We start from the raw sequence: 16,029 nt of genomic DNA, 5'->3' as shown, positions 1-16,029 counted from the left end.
TAATGGCGCTAAATTTCGCTATTCCAAGGATAGATGATGTCGTTGATGCTTTGGGGCTCCCTGCTGCTGGTCTGTGTGATGGGGGCGATGTCGCCGGGGCCGAGCCTCGCGGTGGTGCTGCGTGAAACGGTGCGCAACAGTCGTGCCCACGGCGTAGTGGCGGGGCTGTCCCATGCGCTGGGAGTTGGGCTCTGGGCCTTTTTGACCGTACACGGTCTGGCGCTGCTGGTGGCCGAACACCAGACGCTTTATCTGACCCTGAGCTGGGCCGGCGCCGCTTACCTGGCCTATATGGGTATTCAGGCCTGGCGTCATGCCGGAGAGGGCGGGGCGCTGCAGGTTGCTGATGGCTCTGTGCACTCCCTGTTTGGCGCAGCCCGCGCCGGCGCGCTGGTGTCGCTGCTTAATCCCAAGCTAGCGTTGTTCTTTATGGCGCTGTTTTCCCAGTTCGTCAGTGCCGAGCAGAGTGTGCTGGCTCAATGGGTGATGGTACTGACCGCCACCATAGTAGATGGTGCCTGGTATACGCTGGTGGCGCTGCTGCTGTCACACCGTCGCTTGCTGAATGCCCTGAGGCGCCGCGCCAAGCTGGTAGAGCGAGCCACAGGTGCGTTGCTGGTTGGGCTGGCGGTAAGGGTGGTGACCCTCTGACGGCGCTGCCAGGCATTAGAGCAAAAAAAGGGCCGTCCCTGAGGAGAGCGGCCCGTCAAACTGACGCGAGATGAGTTAGCGGCTGGACTGCTATGCATCGCCAGTGATGATGCGCAGCCAAAGGCTTAGATCAGACCGCGATCCTTGGCCAGGGTAAGCGCGAGATCTTCGATCATATCTTCCTGACCGCCCACGGTGCCGCGACGGCCGAGTTCCACCAGAATGTCACGTGCCTGAACGCCGTATTTCTTTTCTGCGCGTTGGGCAAACAGCAGAAACGATGAGTAAACCCCAGCGTAGCCCAGTGTCAGTGCATCACGGTCGACCCGGATCGGTTGATCCATCATCGGCACCACTCGGTCTTCTGCTACATCCATGATCTTGTAGAGGTCGATCCCGGTTTCGACGCCCATGCGGTCAAGCACGGCACAGAACACTTCCAGCGGTGTGTTGCCTGCACCGGCACCAAGGCCAGCAACGGAACCGTCGACACGAGCGGCACCCGCCTCGATAGCGGCCAGCGAGTTGGCGATCCCCATGCCGAGGTTATGATGGCCGTGGAAACCGATCTCTACGTTGGTGGGTAGTTCTTGCCGCAGTAGGCCGATTTTGGTGCTGACTTCGTCGGGGAGCATGTAGCCGGCGGAGTCCGTGCAGTAAACGCAGTTAGCGCCGTACTCCACCATCAATTTTGCTTGCTCAAGCACCTTTTCGGCGCTGACCATGTGCGCCATCATCAGGAAGCCAACGGTATCCATTTCCATTTTTGCGGCTAGACCGATGTGCTGTTCGGAGACATCCGCTTCGGTGCAGTGTGTCGCTACCCGAATCGTGTTGACGCCGCAATCACGCGCCATCTTCAGGTGTTCAACGGTTCCGATACCGGGAAGGAGAAGTGCGGAGACTTTTGCGTTTTTGAGCTTCGGGATAACCGCGTTGAGATACGCCTCATCGGAGTGAGCGGGGAAACCGTAGTTCACCGAGGAGCCGCCGAGGCCATCGCCGTGGGTGACTTCGATGAGCGGCATTCCCGCCTCATCCAGCCCGGTTGCGATATCCACCATTTGCTCAAGCGAGATCTGGTGGCGTTTGGCGTGCATACCGTCACGCAGGCTCATATCGTGAAGCGTGACCTTTTTACCGTTCAGGTTCATCTTTTCTCTCCCGGTTAGCCGCGTGCAGGCAGTTGGATGGAGCCGCTGGCGGCCTCTTCAGCAAACATCTCGGCCGTGCGCAGGCCTGCGGCTGTCATGATGTCGAGGTTGCCTGCGTACTTGGGCAGGAAGTCACCCAGGCCTTCAACCTCCATGAACATGGAGACACGGTTGCCGTCAAAGATCGGTCCGTTGACCAGGCGATATCCCGGCACGTATTTCTGTACCTCTTTCACCATGGCGTGAACCGACGTGGTAATCGCTTGCTGATCCGGCTCGGATACGGTGAGACAGTGCACTGTATCGCGCATCATCACTGGCGGTTCAGCAGGGTTGATAATGATGATCGCCTTGCCCTTTTGGGCACCGCCCACATTCTCTACGGCACCGGCGGTGGTGCGGGTGAATTCATCGATGTTCTTGCGCGTACCTGGACCTACGGAGCGGGAGGATACGGTCGCGATGATCTCGCCATATTCGACTGGCTGAACCTGGCTCACGGCAGCGACCATTGGAATGGTGGCCTGTCCGCCGCAGGTAACCATGTTGACGTTCATTTCCAGATTTTTGGCGTGTGCGCTCAGGTTGACGGGCGGTACACAAAAAGGCCCGATGGCCGCCGGAGTCAGGTCAACCATGATGACGCCCAGCTCGTTCAGCTTGCGGCTGTTTTCGGCGTGAACATAAGCAGAGGTTGCATCAAAGGCCACCCGGATATCGTCTTCAAGTACATGCGGTAACAGGCCATCCACGCCATCGGCGGTGGTTTTTATGTCCATCTCGCGAGCACGTTTGAGACCTTCGGATTCCGGGTCGATGCCGACCATCCATACTGGCTCTATCCACTCAGAGCGCTGCATCTTCATCAGCAGATCGGTTCCGATGTTACCTGGACCGATGATCGCGGCTTTCAGTTTTTTACTCATCTGTTCACCTCAAAAAGGCAAAACGGGACCTGCACACCGAGCGTATCGGTGTGGCAGAGCCCTAGAAGTTAGGAGGGCGCCAGGCGGCGCCCGGTGATCGATCAGGCGATCGGGTCGGTGCTCGGTGCGCCGTTAACCAGCCTGGAAATGCTCAGCGGGTTGGCGTTTTTCAGTGGTGCGGGCAGGCAGGTGTCCGGCATATCCTGGAAGCTGACCGGGCGCACAAAGCGCTCGATGGCACGGGTACCCACGGAGGTGGAACCAGCGACGGAGCAGGCAGGGTAAGGGCCGCCATGCGTCATGGAGTCACATACTTCAACGCCTGTCGGCCAGCCGTTAACCAGAATGCGGCCCACTTTGCGGGAAAGCTCGTTCAGCAGGGGCTGATAGGATTCAAGCTCGGCATCTGCGCCCCAAAGAGTTGCAGTCAGCTGCCCCTCGAGTTTTTGCGTAGCTTCAACAAACTGCGCGTCAGTTGCGGTTTCCACCAGCAGTGAACAGGGGCCGAAGGCTTCTTCATGCAGGGTTTCATTACCCGCCCAGTCGGCAAGATCGGCTCCGAAGAGGCTGGCGCGGGCGCGATTTTCAGCGCTTGGGCCTTCGCCGATCAGTGCCGCCTCGTTGCGGTATTTATCCTGCTGTTTGTTGAAGCCGTTTAGCGTACCGGCGTTGAGCATAACGCCGGCGGGGGCGTTGCTGATCAACTCTGCAACTTTTGCCTTGAAGCGGTTCAGGCCCTCACCTTTTGCAGCTATCACCAATCCCGGATTAGTACAGAACTGCCCAGTGCCCATGGTCAGAGAAGTAACGAAACCTTCTGCCAGCTTCTCTGCGTTGGCTTCCAGTGCGCGTGGCAGCAGATATACCGGGTTGATGCTGCCCATTTCAGCGAAAACAGGAATCGGTTCAGGGCGGCTGGCTGCAGCGTCGCATAGCGCACGACCGCCACCGAGAGATCCGGTAAAGCCTACCGCCTTGATAGCGGGATGCTTAACCAGCGCGCCACCGATATGGTGACCTTTGCCCTGAATCAGGGAGAAAACCCCGGCGGGCAGTCCGCATTTTTCAACGGCGCGTACCATCGCTTTGCCGACCAGTTCTGCGGTACCCGGGTGGCCGGAGTGAGCGCGGGCCACGACAGGGCAACCAGCAGCAAGTGCTGATGCGGTATCGCCACCGGCTACCGAAAACGCCATCGGGAAGTTGCTGGCGCCAAACACGGCAACCGGGCCCAGGGCCTGATTGTATTGGCGGATATCCGGGCGCGGTAGCGGCTGACGCTCCGGCATGGCGGTATCGATGCGCGCCTGAAGGTAGTCGCCGCGGCGCAATACTTTGGCGAACAGGCGAAGCTGACCAGTGGTACGGCCTGTTTCACCGCGGACGCGAGCTTCTGGCAGGCCGGTCTCTTCGCCGATGCGGGCTACCAGATCATCGACGATGCCATCTATTTCAGAAGCGGCGGTCTCGAGGAATATTGCGCGCTCTTCAAGGCGCAGCTCCGAGTAGATCGGAAAAGCCTTGGCTGCCAGTTCGCAGGCCTTGTTCACGTCGCTTTCCAGCGCCAGGGTGAAGGCTCCGTTCAGTGTTTCGGTGGTCGCTGCATTTGCAACCTGGAAGGTCTCGTTACCCTCGGCCTGAAACTGTCCGTTAATCAGGTGTCTGCCGTCGAATTGCATAGTTTCCTCCTAGGATTCAGAGCGTTTTTACAGTGACGCAGTCCGGTTCCTGGACCACTTCCCAGTTGTTGCGTAGCGGTTTACCGAATGCATCAGCACTGATTTCAAACTGATCGCCTGCTTCGGTACGCATATCCGCAAAACTAAGAGTGGCGGTGCCGAAGTAGTGCAGGTGAATATCGCCTGGGCGACAGAACAGTTTGTATTTGAAATGGTGGTGCTCCAGGTTCGCGAAGGTGTGCGACATGTTCGCTTCACCACTGGCAAAGGCTTTCTCCCAGATCGGCTCGCCATTCCGGCGGATGCGGCTGGTGCCCTGAATATTCTCGGGTAGTTCGCCGATCAGCAGCTCCGGTCCGAATGAGCAGACTCTTAGCTTGGAGTGGGCCAGAAACAGGTAGTTTTCGCGCTCGGTGATGTGGTCGGACAGTTCGTTGCCCAGCGCGTAGCCGATGCGGTAAGGCGTTCCGTCCGGTCCATTCAGGTAGCAGCCGACCAGTTCCGGTTCTTCGCTCGCATCCAGGCTGAAAGAGGGGATCGGGAAGCTGTGCTCTGGGTGCACGACAATGCTGCCGTCACCCTTGTAGAACCACTCCGGCTGCACACCGGCTTCTCCAGCGGCGGGTTTGCCGCCTTCCAGGCCCATGCGGAACATCTTCATGGAATCTGACTGCTGGATCTCGGCACTGTCGGCGGTATGCATCTTGTCGCGGGTATCGGCGCTGCCGGTATGGGTAAGGCCGGTACCGGTGACGTAAAGGTGCGCAGGATCAGGGTGATCTACCGGTGCCAGCACACGTTTGGCTTCAAGCAGGGAGCTGAGCGTAGCTTCCTCGGCACGAGTTGGCAGACTTTTGACCAGTGTTTCAAGATCGCTGGAGTTCTCGATGGCTTGCTGTGCCAGTGCATAAACACTGACAGCGCCCTCGAGCCGCTGAATCTGCTCGCCGCCAACGGTATCGACGATACCGACGCGACGCTGGTTGTCTGAATCGATGTACTGAATAAGACGAATCATTGTGCGTTCCTCGATGTTGGGGTCAGACATCAGTGAGAGTGGCGCGGCACGTCGGAGCCGCGGCAACCGACAAGGAAATCAAAGTCGCAGCCATCGTCTGCCTGCATCACATGCTCGATGTAGAGGCTGCGGTAGCCACCCTGGGCGATCAGCGGGTTTACTGGTTTTTCCGCATTGTGTTTGTCCAGACGTGCCTGCAGCTCTTCATCGGAGATGTCGATGTTGAGTGCGCCGTTGGCGGAATCCAGCTCGATCCAGTCGCCGTTCTGCACGATGGCGATCGGGCCGCCAACAGCTGTTTCCGGGGCGGTGTGCAGCACAACGGTACCGTAGGCGGTGCCGCTCATGCGGGCGTCTGAGATACGGACCATGTCGGTGATGCCGCGCTCCAGCAGCTTGGGCGGAAGGCCCATATTGCCGACCTCAGCCATGCCTGGATAACCACGCGGACCGCAGTTCTTCAAGACCATGACGGAGTTTTCATCCACATCCAGGTCCGGGTCTGCGATGCGGGCTTTGTAGTCGTCAAAGTCTTCAAACACTACGGCTTTACCGCGGTGCTGCATCAGATGCGGGCTGGCTGCAGACGGTTTGAGTACGGCGCCGCGGGGTGCCAGGTTGCCGCGTAGAATGCAAAGACCGCCATCATCGACCAGCGGGTTTTCGAGTGTGCGTATAACCTCGGTGTTGTAGTTGTCCGCGTTGCAGACGTTTTCCCACAGGGTCTTGCCGTTTGCGGTCAGGGCGTCTTTGTGCGGCAGAAGATTGGCATCGCCCAGCGTGCGCAGGACTGCCGGGAGGCCACCTGCGTAGCAGAAGTCTTCCATCAGGAAGCGGCCTGAGGGCATCAGGTCGAGAATAGTCGGGGTGCCGCGGCCGATACGGGTCCAGTCATCCAGTTCCAGATCCACACCGATACGTCCTGCGATCGCCTTGAGGTGGATCGCTGCGTTGGTGGAACCGCCGATGGCGGCGTTGGTGCGGATAGCGTTCTCGAACGCTTCACGGGTGAGCAGCTTGGAGAGACGCAGGTCTTCCCAGACCATGTCGACGATACGCATGCCGGACAGGTGGGCCAGGGTGTAACGTGAGGCATCAACGGCCGGAATAGCTGCGTTATAAGGCAGAGTAACGCCCAGGGATTCCGCCATGCAGGCCATGGTGGATGCGGTACCCATGGTGTTACAGGTGCCTTCCGAACGGGACATGCTGCGCTCGGCGCTGAGGAACTCTTCAATGGAGATCTTGCCGGCTTTTACCTCTTCATGCAGCTGCCATACCGCGGTGCCGGAACCGATGGTTTTACCCTTGTGCTTGCCGTTCAGCATCGGTCCGCCGGTGACGAGAATAGCTGGAATATCGCAGCTCGCGGCCCCCATCAGCAGGGCAGGGGTGGTTTTGTCACAGCCGGCTAGAAGCACGACCGCATCAACCGGGTTGCCACGGATCGCTTCCTCCACGTCCATACTCGCGAGGTTACGGGTGAACATGGCGGTGGGGCGCAGGTTGGATTCGCCGTTAGAGAATACCGGGAATTCCACCGGGTAGCCGCCGGCTTCCAGGACGCCCTGTTTTACACGGTCGGCAATGCGGCGGAAGTGGGCGTTACACGGGGTCAGTTCCGACCAGGTGTTACAGATACCGATGATCGGTTTGCCCTGAAACTCGTGGTCAGGGGTGCCCTGGTTCTTCATCCATGAGCGGTACATGAAGCCGTTTTTGTCGATGGTGCCAAACCACTGGGCAGAACGCAGATCTGTCTTCTTTTTCATGATTATTGCCTCTTATTCGTGATCTCCCGACCCGCGCAGGGCCGGAGTCAATAATTTGGGGTAAGGGTTAGAGTGCCCAGGTCGTCATCTCGGGATACGCGAGCATCAGGCCGAGGACGCAGAGCTGGATGACGATGAAGGGCACCATCGATCCGAATATGTCTTTCAGTGATATATCTGGTGGCGCCACACTCTTGAGGTAGAAAGCGGCGGGGCCAAAGGGTGGACTTATGTAGGACACTTGCATGTTGATGGCGAACAGAATGCCGAACCACACCGGGTTGAAGCCGAGCTGGACTACGATCGGGACAAAGATCGGCAGGCAGAGCATGGCAATACCAATCCAGTCCAGGAACATGCCGAGCAGCAGGAAGATCAGCATCATTACCAGGATGACCAGGATCGGTGCGACATCGAGCCCGAGAATCGCATTGGAGACAAAGCGGTTACCGCCCATCAGGTTGTAGACGCCAACCAGGCAGGCAGCGCCGATGCCGATCCAGACGATCATGCCGCAGGTTTCCAGTGTTTGTGTCAGGCTCTCGCGCAGCAGCTTGAAACTGAACTCCCCGCGCAGCTTCACTGCTGCCAGCACCCCAGCTGCGCCCATGGCTGCAGCCTCAGTGACGGAGGCGATGCCACCGTAAATTGAACCCAGCACCATGCCGGCAATGATCAGCGGACCAGAGATCCCTTTTACCGCTTCCTTGAAGCTGATCTTGGGCTGATCGTCTTCGGTGATATGAGCCCCGCCCATAGCAGGGTTTCTGGCGCACATAAAAATCACGTAAGCCATGTACGCACCCATCAGGATGAATGCCGGGATAAATGCGGCTTTGAACAGGTCTGCAATCGAGACGCTGGAAATCAGGCCGTAGATGATCAATACGATGGAGGGAGGAACCATGGTGCCAAGCGAGCCGCCAGCACAAACCACGCCGATGGCGATCCGTTTGTCGTAGCCCAGGCGTAGCATCTGCGGCAGGGCGAGGACGCCCAATAGAACGATTTCACCGCCGATGATGCCGGAGATGGCTGCGAGGAAGAACGCTACCACCAGTGTTTGTACCGCTACACCGCCAGGCAGGCGTCCGGAGAACACTCGCATCGAGTTGAACAGGTCTCTGGCCATGCCGGAACGGTCGAGAAGGCCGGCCATAAAGACAAACATCGGTACGGCGACCAGGGAGTACTCAGTGATAAATCCGTAGATTCGGCTGCCAACCAGCGGAATCGCATTAGGGCCGAACCAACCCAAGGTAAACAGGACCGCGACCAGGCCTGTTACGAAGGCCAACGGAATTCCGATAATGAGCAAGCCGAATATCGACGAGATCAGTAGGTAAGTTGCTATTTCAATAGTCATCGGGAATTACTCGCAGCTATCAGGGTTTACGGCGGAAGAAAGCGCCGAACCGGACTAACAGCTGGACAGCCATCAGTACAACAGAGAGAAGTACGATCAACTTGGTGAACGCAGGCAGCGGTGAATTCCAGGAGGAGCCGGAAGTCTGCAGGCGCCATTCACCACCCGGTGTATGGGTCGCGTTCCAGGCGAGAATCCACGCTGCGTAACCGATTGCCACACAAAAGCCGATGCCGAGCAGCAGTTGCACCAGCTTTAGCCAGCGGCGCCCGCCCGGAGGCAGGATGTCGTGCAGTACGTTGATCTGTATATGGCGGTTGCGCGCCAGTGTGTAAGGGCCGCCCAGAGCGAAGATCGCAGCGACCAGGAAGGTCGTGGTTTCATGTACCCAGGTCGTAGGCGAATTGAAGACATAGCGCATGATTACTTCGTAAACGCTGATTGCCATTGCAAGCAGCACCAGCCAGGCACAGAGTTTCCCGGCTTTTTCAACCAGCCGGTCCATTGCTGTGATCTCTTTATCAGCATCGGGGAGCGATGAGTCCAGCTCGCTGCTGGCGTGCAGGCCGCTCAGCTCCTGCTCCGATTCGGAGGGATGGTGGTATTTACTCATGGGGGTCGTCCGGTCTGTGGCCCGCCTGTTGGCGGGCCGTTTTACAGAGGTTTTAGAGCAGGTCGTTCTGCTTCAGGTAAGCAGTGATGCTCTCTACGGCATCTTTGGCGGCCGGGGTTTTCTCGCGCCAGTTGTTCCACTCTTGCTGTGCAGCAGAACGGAACTTCTTCAGCTCTTCAGGTGACAGGGTGCTGATAGTCACGCCGTTTTCCTTGGCGATCTTGACCTGCTCCTGGTCTGCTTCGGTCAACTGGTTGTAGAGTGCGTCGACAAATTCATCGACGGAGTCTTCCAGCATCTTCTGATCTTCCGCAGAAAGGCTTTCCCAGATGTCTTTGTTCAGGGAGATGCCCATCATCGGCATAGAGTGGAAACCCGGGTAAGCCGCGGCCGGAGCGTACTTGTGATATCCCTGGGTGTAGTTGGTGGCGAATACGGTGTAGTCCGCTGCGTCGATTACGCCTTTTTCCAGTGCGGTATAAACCTCAGAGGTGGGCAGATTGACCGGGGCTGCACCGGCCAGCTGGAAGATGTTGGAGACCATGCCTTCAGGGGCGCGGATCTTCAGGCCTTTAAAGTCTTCCATGGTTTCGATTTTACGTTTGGTGATCAGTGCCTCGGGGATCATGGCGCCGGCGCGAATCAAGTGAACGTTGTAAGGCTCTACCAGGGCGTTGTAACGCTCTTCGCCACCATAGTTACGCATGTAATCGAGGAACTGGTAAGGGTCAGACCAGGCGCCAACCATGTTGCCGTAAACGGCAAAGGCCGGGTTTTTGCCGGCGAAGTAGCTCGGGTCAGTGATATGGCCCTGCAGAATGCCTGCGCCAACGGCGTCGAGTGTTTCATTATTGCCAACGATTGAGCTGCTCGGCAGGAGTTCGATTTCGATCTCCCCATCACTCTTTTCAGCGACGTTTTTTGCCCATTCTTCGGCGATCTTGAACTGTTCGTCACCGGCGTTGACGTTGATCTGGAATTTCCACAGCTGTGATGCCTGGGCGGACAGGCTGGTGGACAGTGCTACAGCTGCAGCAATGCCGCTAATCGCTGCGACGGGACGGAAGCGAATTTTACTCATCCTTAAATACTCCGGTTGTTTTTTTTATCGTGCGACCAACTCGTCGGGTGCATGCCGGTTGGTCCATCTAGCGAGCATGATGGAGGTTAAAATAGCGGGGTATGTTGAACAAATACTAAATTCAGGCTTTGATATATTTAATTGAATATATCGAGGCAAGTATGCGTACCATTAACACCAACTGGTTTATCAGAGCCAAGCTGAAACATCGGCATCTACTGGTCCTGTCTGCGTTGGGTGAGACCGCCAATCTGAATCATGCGGCGGAGGGTTTGGGGATCTCTCAGCCAGCTATTTCCAAGCTGTTGAAAGAGCTGGAAGAGGGGCTGAATGTCGAGCTGTTTCAGCGCCACCCGCGAGGCGTTATGCCAACCGTCTATGGTGAGACGATGATCCGCTATGCGAGGGCGATGCTGACAACGCTGGATAATGCATTTGATGAGGTTAATTCGATTCGTCAGGGGTTAAGTGGGCACGTAAGAATCGGTACCGTACTTACGCCCTGTACTGACTTGATCCCGGAAACGATTAACCGAATCAGGGAAACCCACCCTGATCTTGAGATCACTATTCGTACCGGGTCCAGCGAAGAGTTGTTGGGAATACTGAAAGATGGTGAGCTGGACATTCTGGTGGCGCGTATCCAGCACGCTTTTGCCCACCTCAACTTTTGTTATGAGCCGATTCAACATAAATCGGCTTTTCCTCAGCCGGAGTATCCTGAACCGGTCTATCCCGGTGAGGCGGGGGGCGGATCGCCGTTTTTTGCCCAATCCAGCTATCCTGATCCCGCTTATCCCAAACCCTATTCGCCGGAACCGGTGGTGGTGTGTGCCCGCAGGGAGCATCCATTGATTAAAAATGGGGTGCGTCTTGCGTTGAAAGATATGCTGGATAAAGAGTGGGTATTGCCACCCGCTGGCAGTGTAATGCGCGCCGAGTTTGAGGCGCTGTTCCAGCGCAGTGGGCTGAACCTGCCCAATCATATCGTGACGGCGGAGAACTTGCTGATGGTCACTAATCTGTTGGAAAAGAATGACATGCTGACATTGTTGCCTGATGCGGCGGTAGCGCACTATATGAAATATGGCATGGTGGGGCATGTGGCCGTAGAGGCACGATTGCAGCGGGATCTTTCACGGATACTGGAGCCTTATGGCCTTATTCACCGCGGCGAAGAGTTGCTGTCTCCGGCTTCTCGTGCGGTGCTATCGTTGCTGCGTCAGGGGAAAAACTACACTCGAAAACGTAGTTGAGTCTCTGCACAGCGGCACTAAGCAGCGAGCCGTCTGTCTGAAAAGGGTGTTTGCAGTTACGGGAGAAAGAATGGGTGTAGGTCGAAAGCTAAAACACTGGATCGGTGACGAACGGGTGGATCTGGCCCGCAGCCGGTTGCATGAATTCGCCGAACAGAGTACCGAACGGCATCTACGGCTTGCCGTAACCGGGCTGAGTCAAAGCGGCAAAACCATTTTTATCACCTCGCTGGTTCATCATCTGTTGCACGCTCATCGTAGCGGTTCGCTGCCGTTTTTCGAGGTGGCGGCCAGTGGTCGGGTGGTCAGCAGTCGTGATCTGAGTACCGCTTCCGAGCATCCTTTTCCATTGCGCCAGGCGTTGGCTGGATTGTCCCAGGATCCGCCGCAGTGGCCAGAATCCACCACCGGGCTTTCCGAGGTTCGCCTCGCAATTCGCTATCGTCGTCCGGCGGGATTAAGGCGGGTGCTGGGGGAAACCGGCACCCTGTATCTGGATATCATCGATTATCCCGGCGAGTGGCTGCTGGACCTGCCGCTGCTGGAGATGAGTTTTGAGCAGTGGTGCGAACAGCAGACGCAGCTCTTCGCCGGTGAACCGCGCGCGAAAGTGGCTCAGGGCTGGTTGGCCCAGCTGGGTGAGATCGACTGGACGGCGCCGGCGGATCCCGCTGTGCTGCGCCGCCTTGCCGATGGTTTTGCCTCGGTGTTGCAGCAGCTGCGCACAGGTCCGGATGGGCTGAGCCTTTTGCAGCCCGGGCGTGCGGTACTCCCCGGTGAATATGCCGGCAGTGAATTGATCGAGCTGTTCCCGCTGATGATCGATCACTGGCCGTCGGGAGAGGTCCCCGCCGGTAGTTACCTCGATCTGCTCAGGTCGCGCTATGACCAGTATTGCGAGCAGATTATCAAGCCTTTCTACAGCCGTTACTTCTCCCGTTTTGATCGCCAGATTGTGCTGGTGGACTGTCTCAAGACTCTGAATCGCGGTGAGGCCTGCTTTGAGGATATGAAAGCGGCGCTGAGTGCGATTCTGGAAAGCTTCAACTACGGCCGCTCCGGTTTTCTGCGGCGTCTGTTCGCGCCACGGATAGACAAGGTACTGTTCGCGTCCACCAAGGCCGATCATGTCACCGCCAACCAACACCACAACCTGGATCGCTTTCTGGAGCTGATCGTTGAGGAAGCGCAGCGCAATATCCGTTTCGACGGCATAGAGACCCGCTCGCTGGCGCTGTCGTCTATCCGTTCGACTCAGGCGGCCCAGGCGCAGATGGATGGCCAAGTGCTTTCCTGTCTGCGTGGCATCAGTAAGGAGAACGGTGAGGAGGTGGCGCTGTTTCCGGGCGAGGTGCCCACGGAGCTGCCGGGCGCCGATGACTGGAATGAGGAGCGCTTCAGGTTTATCGACTTCGCGCCCCGGCGTCTGCCGCTGAACGATCTGGAGGCGAAGCACCATATAAGGCTGGATCAGGTGCTGGAGTATATGACGGGGGATCTGTTTCGATGAGCGAGTCTAAACGTCGACAGGGTGCGGTCTGGCTTGACCTCGACAAGCTTGAGGCAGCTGAGCAGGCTCCGAAAGAGTCTGCGCGGGTGCAGGAGGTGCCCTTGGATCAGGTGGTCGATATCGCTGATAACGAAGGCGTCGAGCTGATTGAGTCGCCAGCGCCACGTCGGCGACGTGGCTGGAAGAAGTTGTTTGGTTTTTCGCTGGGTGCGGTTGTGGTGACCGGTGTCGGTGCAGAACTCTACCGTCTGCTGAGCTGGGGATTTTCTATTCACCTTGGTGTCGGCATAGGTTTTTCGGTACTCCTGGCGTTGCTGGCCATTAGCGGTGGCGTGCAGATCTGGCGCAGTTTCAAAGGGTTACGTCAGCTGCGTGATACCGAGCGCCTGCATGATCGTGCCCGTGAGCTGCTGGAGCATAGCGGTCAGGGTCGATCGGCGGCCTTGCTGGCTGGCCTTGAGCGCCGTTACCAGGACCAGGCCGGGCACAGCAGTGTGATCGATGCGATCAGGGAGCTCGATTCGGCCTATAGCGATAGGGAGGTGGTGCAGTTCCTGTCGCGGCATGCGCTGGAAAGCCAGGATGCTGCCGCACGCCGCTGTGTGCAGCGTTATAGCGTCGAGTCAGGGGTAATGGTGGCGCTGAGCCCCTGGGCCACGTTCGACATGCTGCTGGTGGGCTGGCGCAACCTGAGAATGCTGCGTGAGATCGCCGGGATTTATGGCATCGCGCCGGGAGCCGCTGCGCAATGGAAGCTGCTGAAAAGCGTGTTGCACGGCCTGGCATTTGCCGGCGCCAGTGAAATGGCGATCGATGCCGGTTCCGCGGCCCTGGGCAGTTCGCTTACTTCGACTCTATCGGCGCGGGCGGGGCAGGGGCTGGGCGCAGGCCTGTTCACGGCCCGCACCGGTTTGCAGGCGCAGAAGCTTTGCCGCCCACTGCCGCTTGAGCGTGACGAGGGGCGGGTGTTCGATGCGGTGGCCAAGGGCATAGTGCAGCGTTTGGGGGGATCTAAGTAGCCGAACCCGTTTATCTGTGCAATCAAAACCCGGTTTGATAAATCGGGTTTGCATTCGCAGAACACGCTGCTTATACTGCGCGCCTGTTTCGATGTGAGGCGCTAAACCTCTATCGGAACAAGGCGTAAGCCACGTTATGGTGGCTCTGCCGGTCCTCTCGCAACGAGAAGCCGTGAACCTGGTCAGGCCCGGAAGGGAGCAGCCACAGCGGTGGATTCGTGTGCCGGGATGTGGCTGGTGGGGCCACCCCCAGTTTCCCCAGCTGGGTTATTTCCTCGTGTTTTTTGCTCAGTATCGCCTTGGTGTAACCCAAGGTAGACCTCGATACCCTCGATACCCGCGAGCAACAGCCTATCCAATTTTCTCGACACTCCGTTTGATACCGTCACCTGCGTTGATTCTTTGTCTTCGATAGCGCGTCTGCACAGCCTATTTCATCCCCTCTAAGTCTACTCGATACATAAACGCAATTGAGTTTTTGCAGATTTTCGAAAAATTTAGATTATCCTGAAATGTGCGGGAAGCTGTTGTGAAAACTTGATAGCACAGGGGATTTGGATGACTGAATCAGGCACGGTTAAACGCAGTGGAAGGCTTTCGCTGACTTCCAAAATTCTGATCGGGATGATCGCTGGCGTTATTTTAGGCGTGATTTTCAACATCATCGACAATAACTTCGTTAATACGCACATTGTTGGCGGTCTCTTCGCGATGATCGGCAAGATGTTTGTGAATGCGCTCAAAATGCTGGTGGTACCACTGGTATTTTTTTCTCTGATCACCGGGGTAACCGGGATAGGTGATATCCGGCTGCTGGGCCGTGTAGGTGGTAAGAGCTTCGCGCTCTATCTGATGACCACAGCTCTTGCGATTGCCATTGCCATTTCGATCGCTGTGGTGGTCGGGCCCGGCAATAACTTCGATATGGTCGGCGTTGATACCGGCGGCGTTGAGGGCAAGGCGGCGCCGACCGTTTGGAATGTCTTTGCTGCTATCGTGCCGACCAATCCGGTGGCGGCTTTCGCCAATGGCGAGATGCTGCAGATCATTTTCTACACCATTGTGCTTGGCGTCGCAGTGATGATGCTGGGTCACCGCTCGAAAGCCTTTGTGGAGGGCTGCGAGTATATGAATGAGGTGATGATGAAAATTGTCACCATCGTCATGAGCGTTGCGCCAATTGGGGTGTTTGCCCTGATAGCCAAGACCTTTGCCGAGCAGGGCGTTGAGCTGTTTGCACCGGTTTTGGCCTATGTGTTCACGTTGGTGGGAGCGCTGTTCCTGCATCTGTTTGTGACGCTGATGATAATCCTTAAGCTATTTTCAGGTCTTAATCCCTTCACCTTCATGGCTAAGATGCGGCCGGCGCAAATTTTTGCCTTTTCGACCGCTTCGTCGAATGCCACCATCCCTGTCACCCTGCGCTCGGTAACGGAGCGTGTGGGGGTCGATAACTCAGTGGCCTCGTTCTGTGTTCCTTTTGGTGCAACCATTAACATGGACGGCACGGCAATCATGCAGGGGGTTGCGACTGTATTCCTGGCGAATGTTTATGGTATCGATCTGGGTCTTAGCGGCTATCTCACGGTCATTGCCATGGCGGTTCTGGCTTCCATTGGTACGGCCGGTGTACCAGGGGTCGGGTTGGTAATGTTGACCATGGTGCTCGGACAGGTGGGGCTGCCGATCGAAGGGGTCGCGCTGATACTGGGTGTTGACCGTCTCATGGACATGATCCGTACGGCGGTGAATATCACTGGCGATGCTGTGGTGACCAGTATTGTGGCCAAGGGCGAAGGTCAGATCGACATGTCTGTGTTCAACGACCCGGATGCCGGGCTTATTACTCCTGCGGATATGCATATTGATGCGGAGGCGGAAGCTGAGCTCGTCACAGCGGCGCACAAACACTGACAGTAGAGGGGCCCCTGTCACAGCTTTTCAGCGGCGATATCAGGGGCTCACTTAACCTTTCATGCAAAAT

The 16,029-nt window shown here is 57.2% G+C and carries 13 protein-coding genes and 1 other RNA gene; 6 read left to right on the top strand and 8 right to left on the bottom strand.

What is annotated here, in order from left to right:
* The first annotated feature begins 36 nt into the window (after positions 1-36).
* Positions 37-651 (top strand): LysE family translocator, encoded by a 615-nt coding sequence (locus C4S72_RS10320; protein ID WP_104002917.1) that lies wholly within the window; start codon positions 37-39, stop codon positions 649-651.
* A 125-nt stretch (positions 652-776) separates the two neighbouring features.
* Here the strand turns inward: C4S72_RS10320 and dmpG are convergent, their stop codons facing one another.
* The 8 genes from dmpG to C4S72_RS10280 all read right to left on the bottom strand — a co-directional run bounded on the left by dmpG (position 777) and on the right by C4S72_RS10280 (position 10,260).
* Positions 777-1,805 carry a 4-hydroxy-2-oxovalerate aldolase gene (gene dmpG / locus C4S72_RS10315; protein ID WP_104002916.1) on the bottom strand — a complete coding sequence of 343 codons (1,029 nt, stop codon included), beginning with the start codon at positions 1,803-1,805 and terminating at the stop codon, positions 777-779.
* Between the two features lie 14 nt (positions 1,806-1,819).
* Positions 1,820-2,731 carry an acetaldehyde dehydrogenase (acetylating) gene (locus C4S72_RS10310; protein WP_104002915.1) on the bottom strand — a complete coding sequence of 304 codons (912 nt, stop codon included), beginning with the start codon at positions 2,729-2,731 and terminating at the stop codon, positions 1,820-1,822.
* A gap of 101 nt (positions 2,732-2,832) precedes the next feature.
* On the bottom strand, positions 2,833-4,410 hold the full coding sequence (locus C4S72_RS10305; protein WP_104002914.1) for an aldehyde dehydrogenase (NADP(+)): 1,578 nt from the start codon (positions 4,408-4,410) through the stop codon (positions 2,833-2,835).
* A 16-nt stretch (positions 4,411-4,426) separates the two neighbouring features.
* Positions 4,427-5,428 (bottom strand): AraD1 family protein, encoded by a 1,002-nt coding sequence (araD1, locus tag C4S72_RS10300; RefSeq protein ID WP_327332637.1) that lies wholly within the window; start codon positions 5,426-5,428, stop codon positions 4,427-4,429.
* A gap of 29 nt (positions 5,429-5,457) precedes the next feature.
* The gene (locus C4S72_RS10295) at positions 5,458-7,200 is read right to left on the bottom strand and encodes an IlvD/Edd family dehydratase (protein WP_104002913.1); all 1,743 of its coding nucleotides are present in this window, start codon (positions 7,198-7,200) and stop codon (positions 5,458-5,460) included.
* Between the two features lie 67 nt (positions 7,201-7,267).
* The gene (locus C4S72_RS10290; protein WP_104002912.1) at positions 7,268-8,566 is read right to left on the bottom strand and encodes a TRAP transporter large permease; all 1,299 of its coding nucleotides are present in this window, start codon (positions 8,564-8,566) and stop codon (positions 7,268-7,270) included.
* 19 nt (positions 8,567-8,585) lie between these two features.
* Entirely contained in the window at positions 8,586-9,179 is a 594-nt protein-coding gene (locus tag C4S72_RS10285) for a TRAP transporter small permease subunit (protein WP_200826713.1), read from the bottom strand.
* A 52-nt stretch (positions 9,180-9,231) separates the two neighbouring features.
* A complete protein-coding gene (locus C4S72_RS10280; RefSeq protein WP_104002911.1) occupies positions 9,232-10,260 on the bottom strand; it encodes a TRAP transporter substrate-binding protein in 1,029 nt (342 codons plus the stop codon).
* 161 nt (positions 10,261-10,421) lie between these two features.
* On the opposite strand from C4S72_RS10280, the gene C4S72_RS10275 reads away from it, so the two are divergent.
* The 5 genes from C4S72_RS10275 (at position 10,422) to C4S72_RS10255 (ending at position 15,959) form a co-directional block, all read left to right on the top strand.
* Positions 10,422-11,516 carry a LysR family transcriptional regulator gene (locus C4S72_RS10275; protein ID WP_200826712.1) on the top strand — a complete coding sequence of 365 codons (1,095 nt, stop codon included), beginning with the start codon at positions 10,422-10,424 and terminating at the stop codon, positions 11,514-11,516.
* A 70-nt stretch (positions 11,517-11,586) separates the two neighbouring features.
* A complete protein-coding gene (locus C4S72_RS10270) occupies positions 11,587-13,026 on the top strand; it encodes a YcjX family GTP-binding protein (protein ID WP_160115494.1) in 1,440 nt (479 codons plus the stop codon).
* Complete coding sequence (locus tag C4S72_RS10265; RefSeq protein WP_104002909.1) at positions 13,023-14,045, top strand: TIGR01620 family protein; 1,023 nt, start codon at positions 13,023-13,025, stop codon at positions 14,043-14,045. Before C4S72_RS10270 ends, C4S72_RS10265 begins: the two co-directional genes overlap by 4 nt.
* Before the next feature lie 146 nt (positions 14,046-14,191).
* Positions 14,192-14,288, top strand: an RNA gene (gene ffs / locus C4S72_RS10260) — signal recognition particle sRNA small type.
* A gap of 315 nt (positions 14,289-14,603) precedes the next feature.
* Positions 14,604-15,959: a dicarboxylate/amino acid:cation symporter gene (locus C4S72_RS10255; RefSeq protein WP_104002908.1), complete on the top strand. Its 1,356-nt coding sequence runs from the start codon at positions 14,604-14,606 to the stop codon at positions 15,957-15,959.
* Positions 15,960-16,029 lie beyond the last annotated feature (70 nt).

Origin of the sequence: Marinobacterium lutimaris, assembly GCF_900108065.1 — a bacterium.
Classification (GTDB): Bacteria; Pseudomonadota; Gammaproteobacteria; order Pseudomonadales; family Balneatricaceae; genus Marinobacterium_D; species Marinobacterium_D lutimaris.
Note: the sequence above shows the minus strand (reverse complement) of the source record. Positions and strands in the feature narration are given on the sequence as shown.

What these genes read in the sequence shown, in the direction of transcription:
- C4S72_RS10285 (WP_200826713.1), bottom strand. Translation starts at nt 9,179, where the DNA reads ATGAGTAAATACCACCATCCCTCCGAATCGGAGCAGGAGCTGAGCGGC.
- dmpG (WP_104002916.1), bottom strand. Translation starts at nt 1,805, where the DNA reads ATGAACCTGAACGGTAAAAAGGTCACGCTTCACGATATGAGCCTGCGT.
- C4S72_RS10310 (WP_104002915.1), bottom strand. Translation starts at nt 2,731, where the DNA reads ATGAGTAAAAAACTGAAAGCCGCGATCATCGGTCCAGGTAACATCGGA.
- araD1 (WP_327332637.1), bottom strand. Translation starts at nt 5,428, where the DNA reads ATGATTCGTCTTATTCAGTACATCGATTCAGACAACCAGCGTCGCGTC.
- C4S72_RS10255 (WP_104002908.1), top strand. Translation starts at nt 14,604, where the DNA reads ATGACTGAATCAGGCACGGTTAAACGCAGTGGAAGGCTTTCGCTGACT.
- C4S72_RS10265 (WP_104002909.1), top strand. Translation starts at nt 13,023, where the DNA reads ATGAGCGAGTCTAAACGTCGACAGGGTGCGGTCTGGCTTGACCTCGAC.
- C4S72_RS10290 (WP_104002912.1), bottom strand. Translation starts at nt 8,566, where the DNA reads ATGACTATTGAAATAGCAACTTACCTACTGATCTCGTCGATATTCGGC.
- C4S72_RS10280 (WP_104002911.1), bottom strand. Translation starts at nt 10,260, where the DNA reads ATGAGTAAAATTCGCTTCCGTCCCGTCGCAGCGATTAGCGGCATTGCT.
- C4S72_RS10295 (WP_104002913.1), bottom strand. Translation starts at nt 7,200, where the DNA reads ATGAAAAAGAAGACAGATCTGCGTTCTGCCCAGTGGTTTGGCACCATC.
- C4S72_RS10270 (WP_160115494.1), top strand. Translation starts at nt 11,587, where the DNA reads ATGGGTGTAGGTCGAAAGCTAAAACACTGGATCGGTGACGAACGGGTG.
- C4S72_RS10275 (WP_200826712.1), top strand. Translation starts at nt 10,422, where the DNA reads ATGCGTACCATTAACACCAACTGGTTTATCAGAGCCAAGCTGAAACAT.
- C4S72_RS10320 (WP_104002917.1), top strand. Translation starts at nt 37, where the DNA reads ATGTCGTTGATGCTTTGGGGCTCCCTGCTGCTGGTCTGTGTGATGGGG.
- C4S72_RS10305 (WP_104002914.1), bottom strand. Translation starts at nt 4,410, where the DNA reads ATGCAATTCGACGGCAGACACCTGATTAACGGACAGTTTCAGGCCGAG.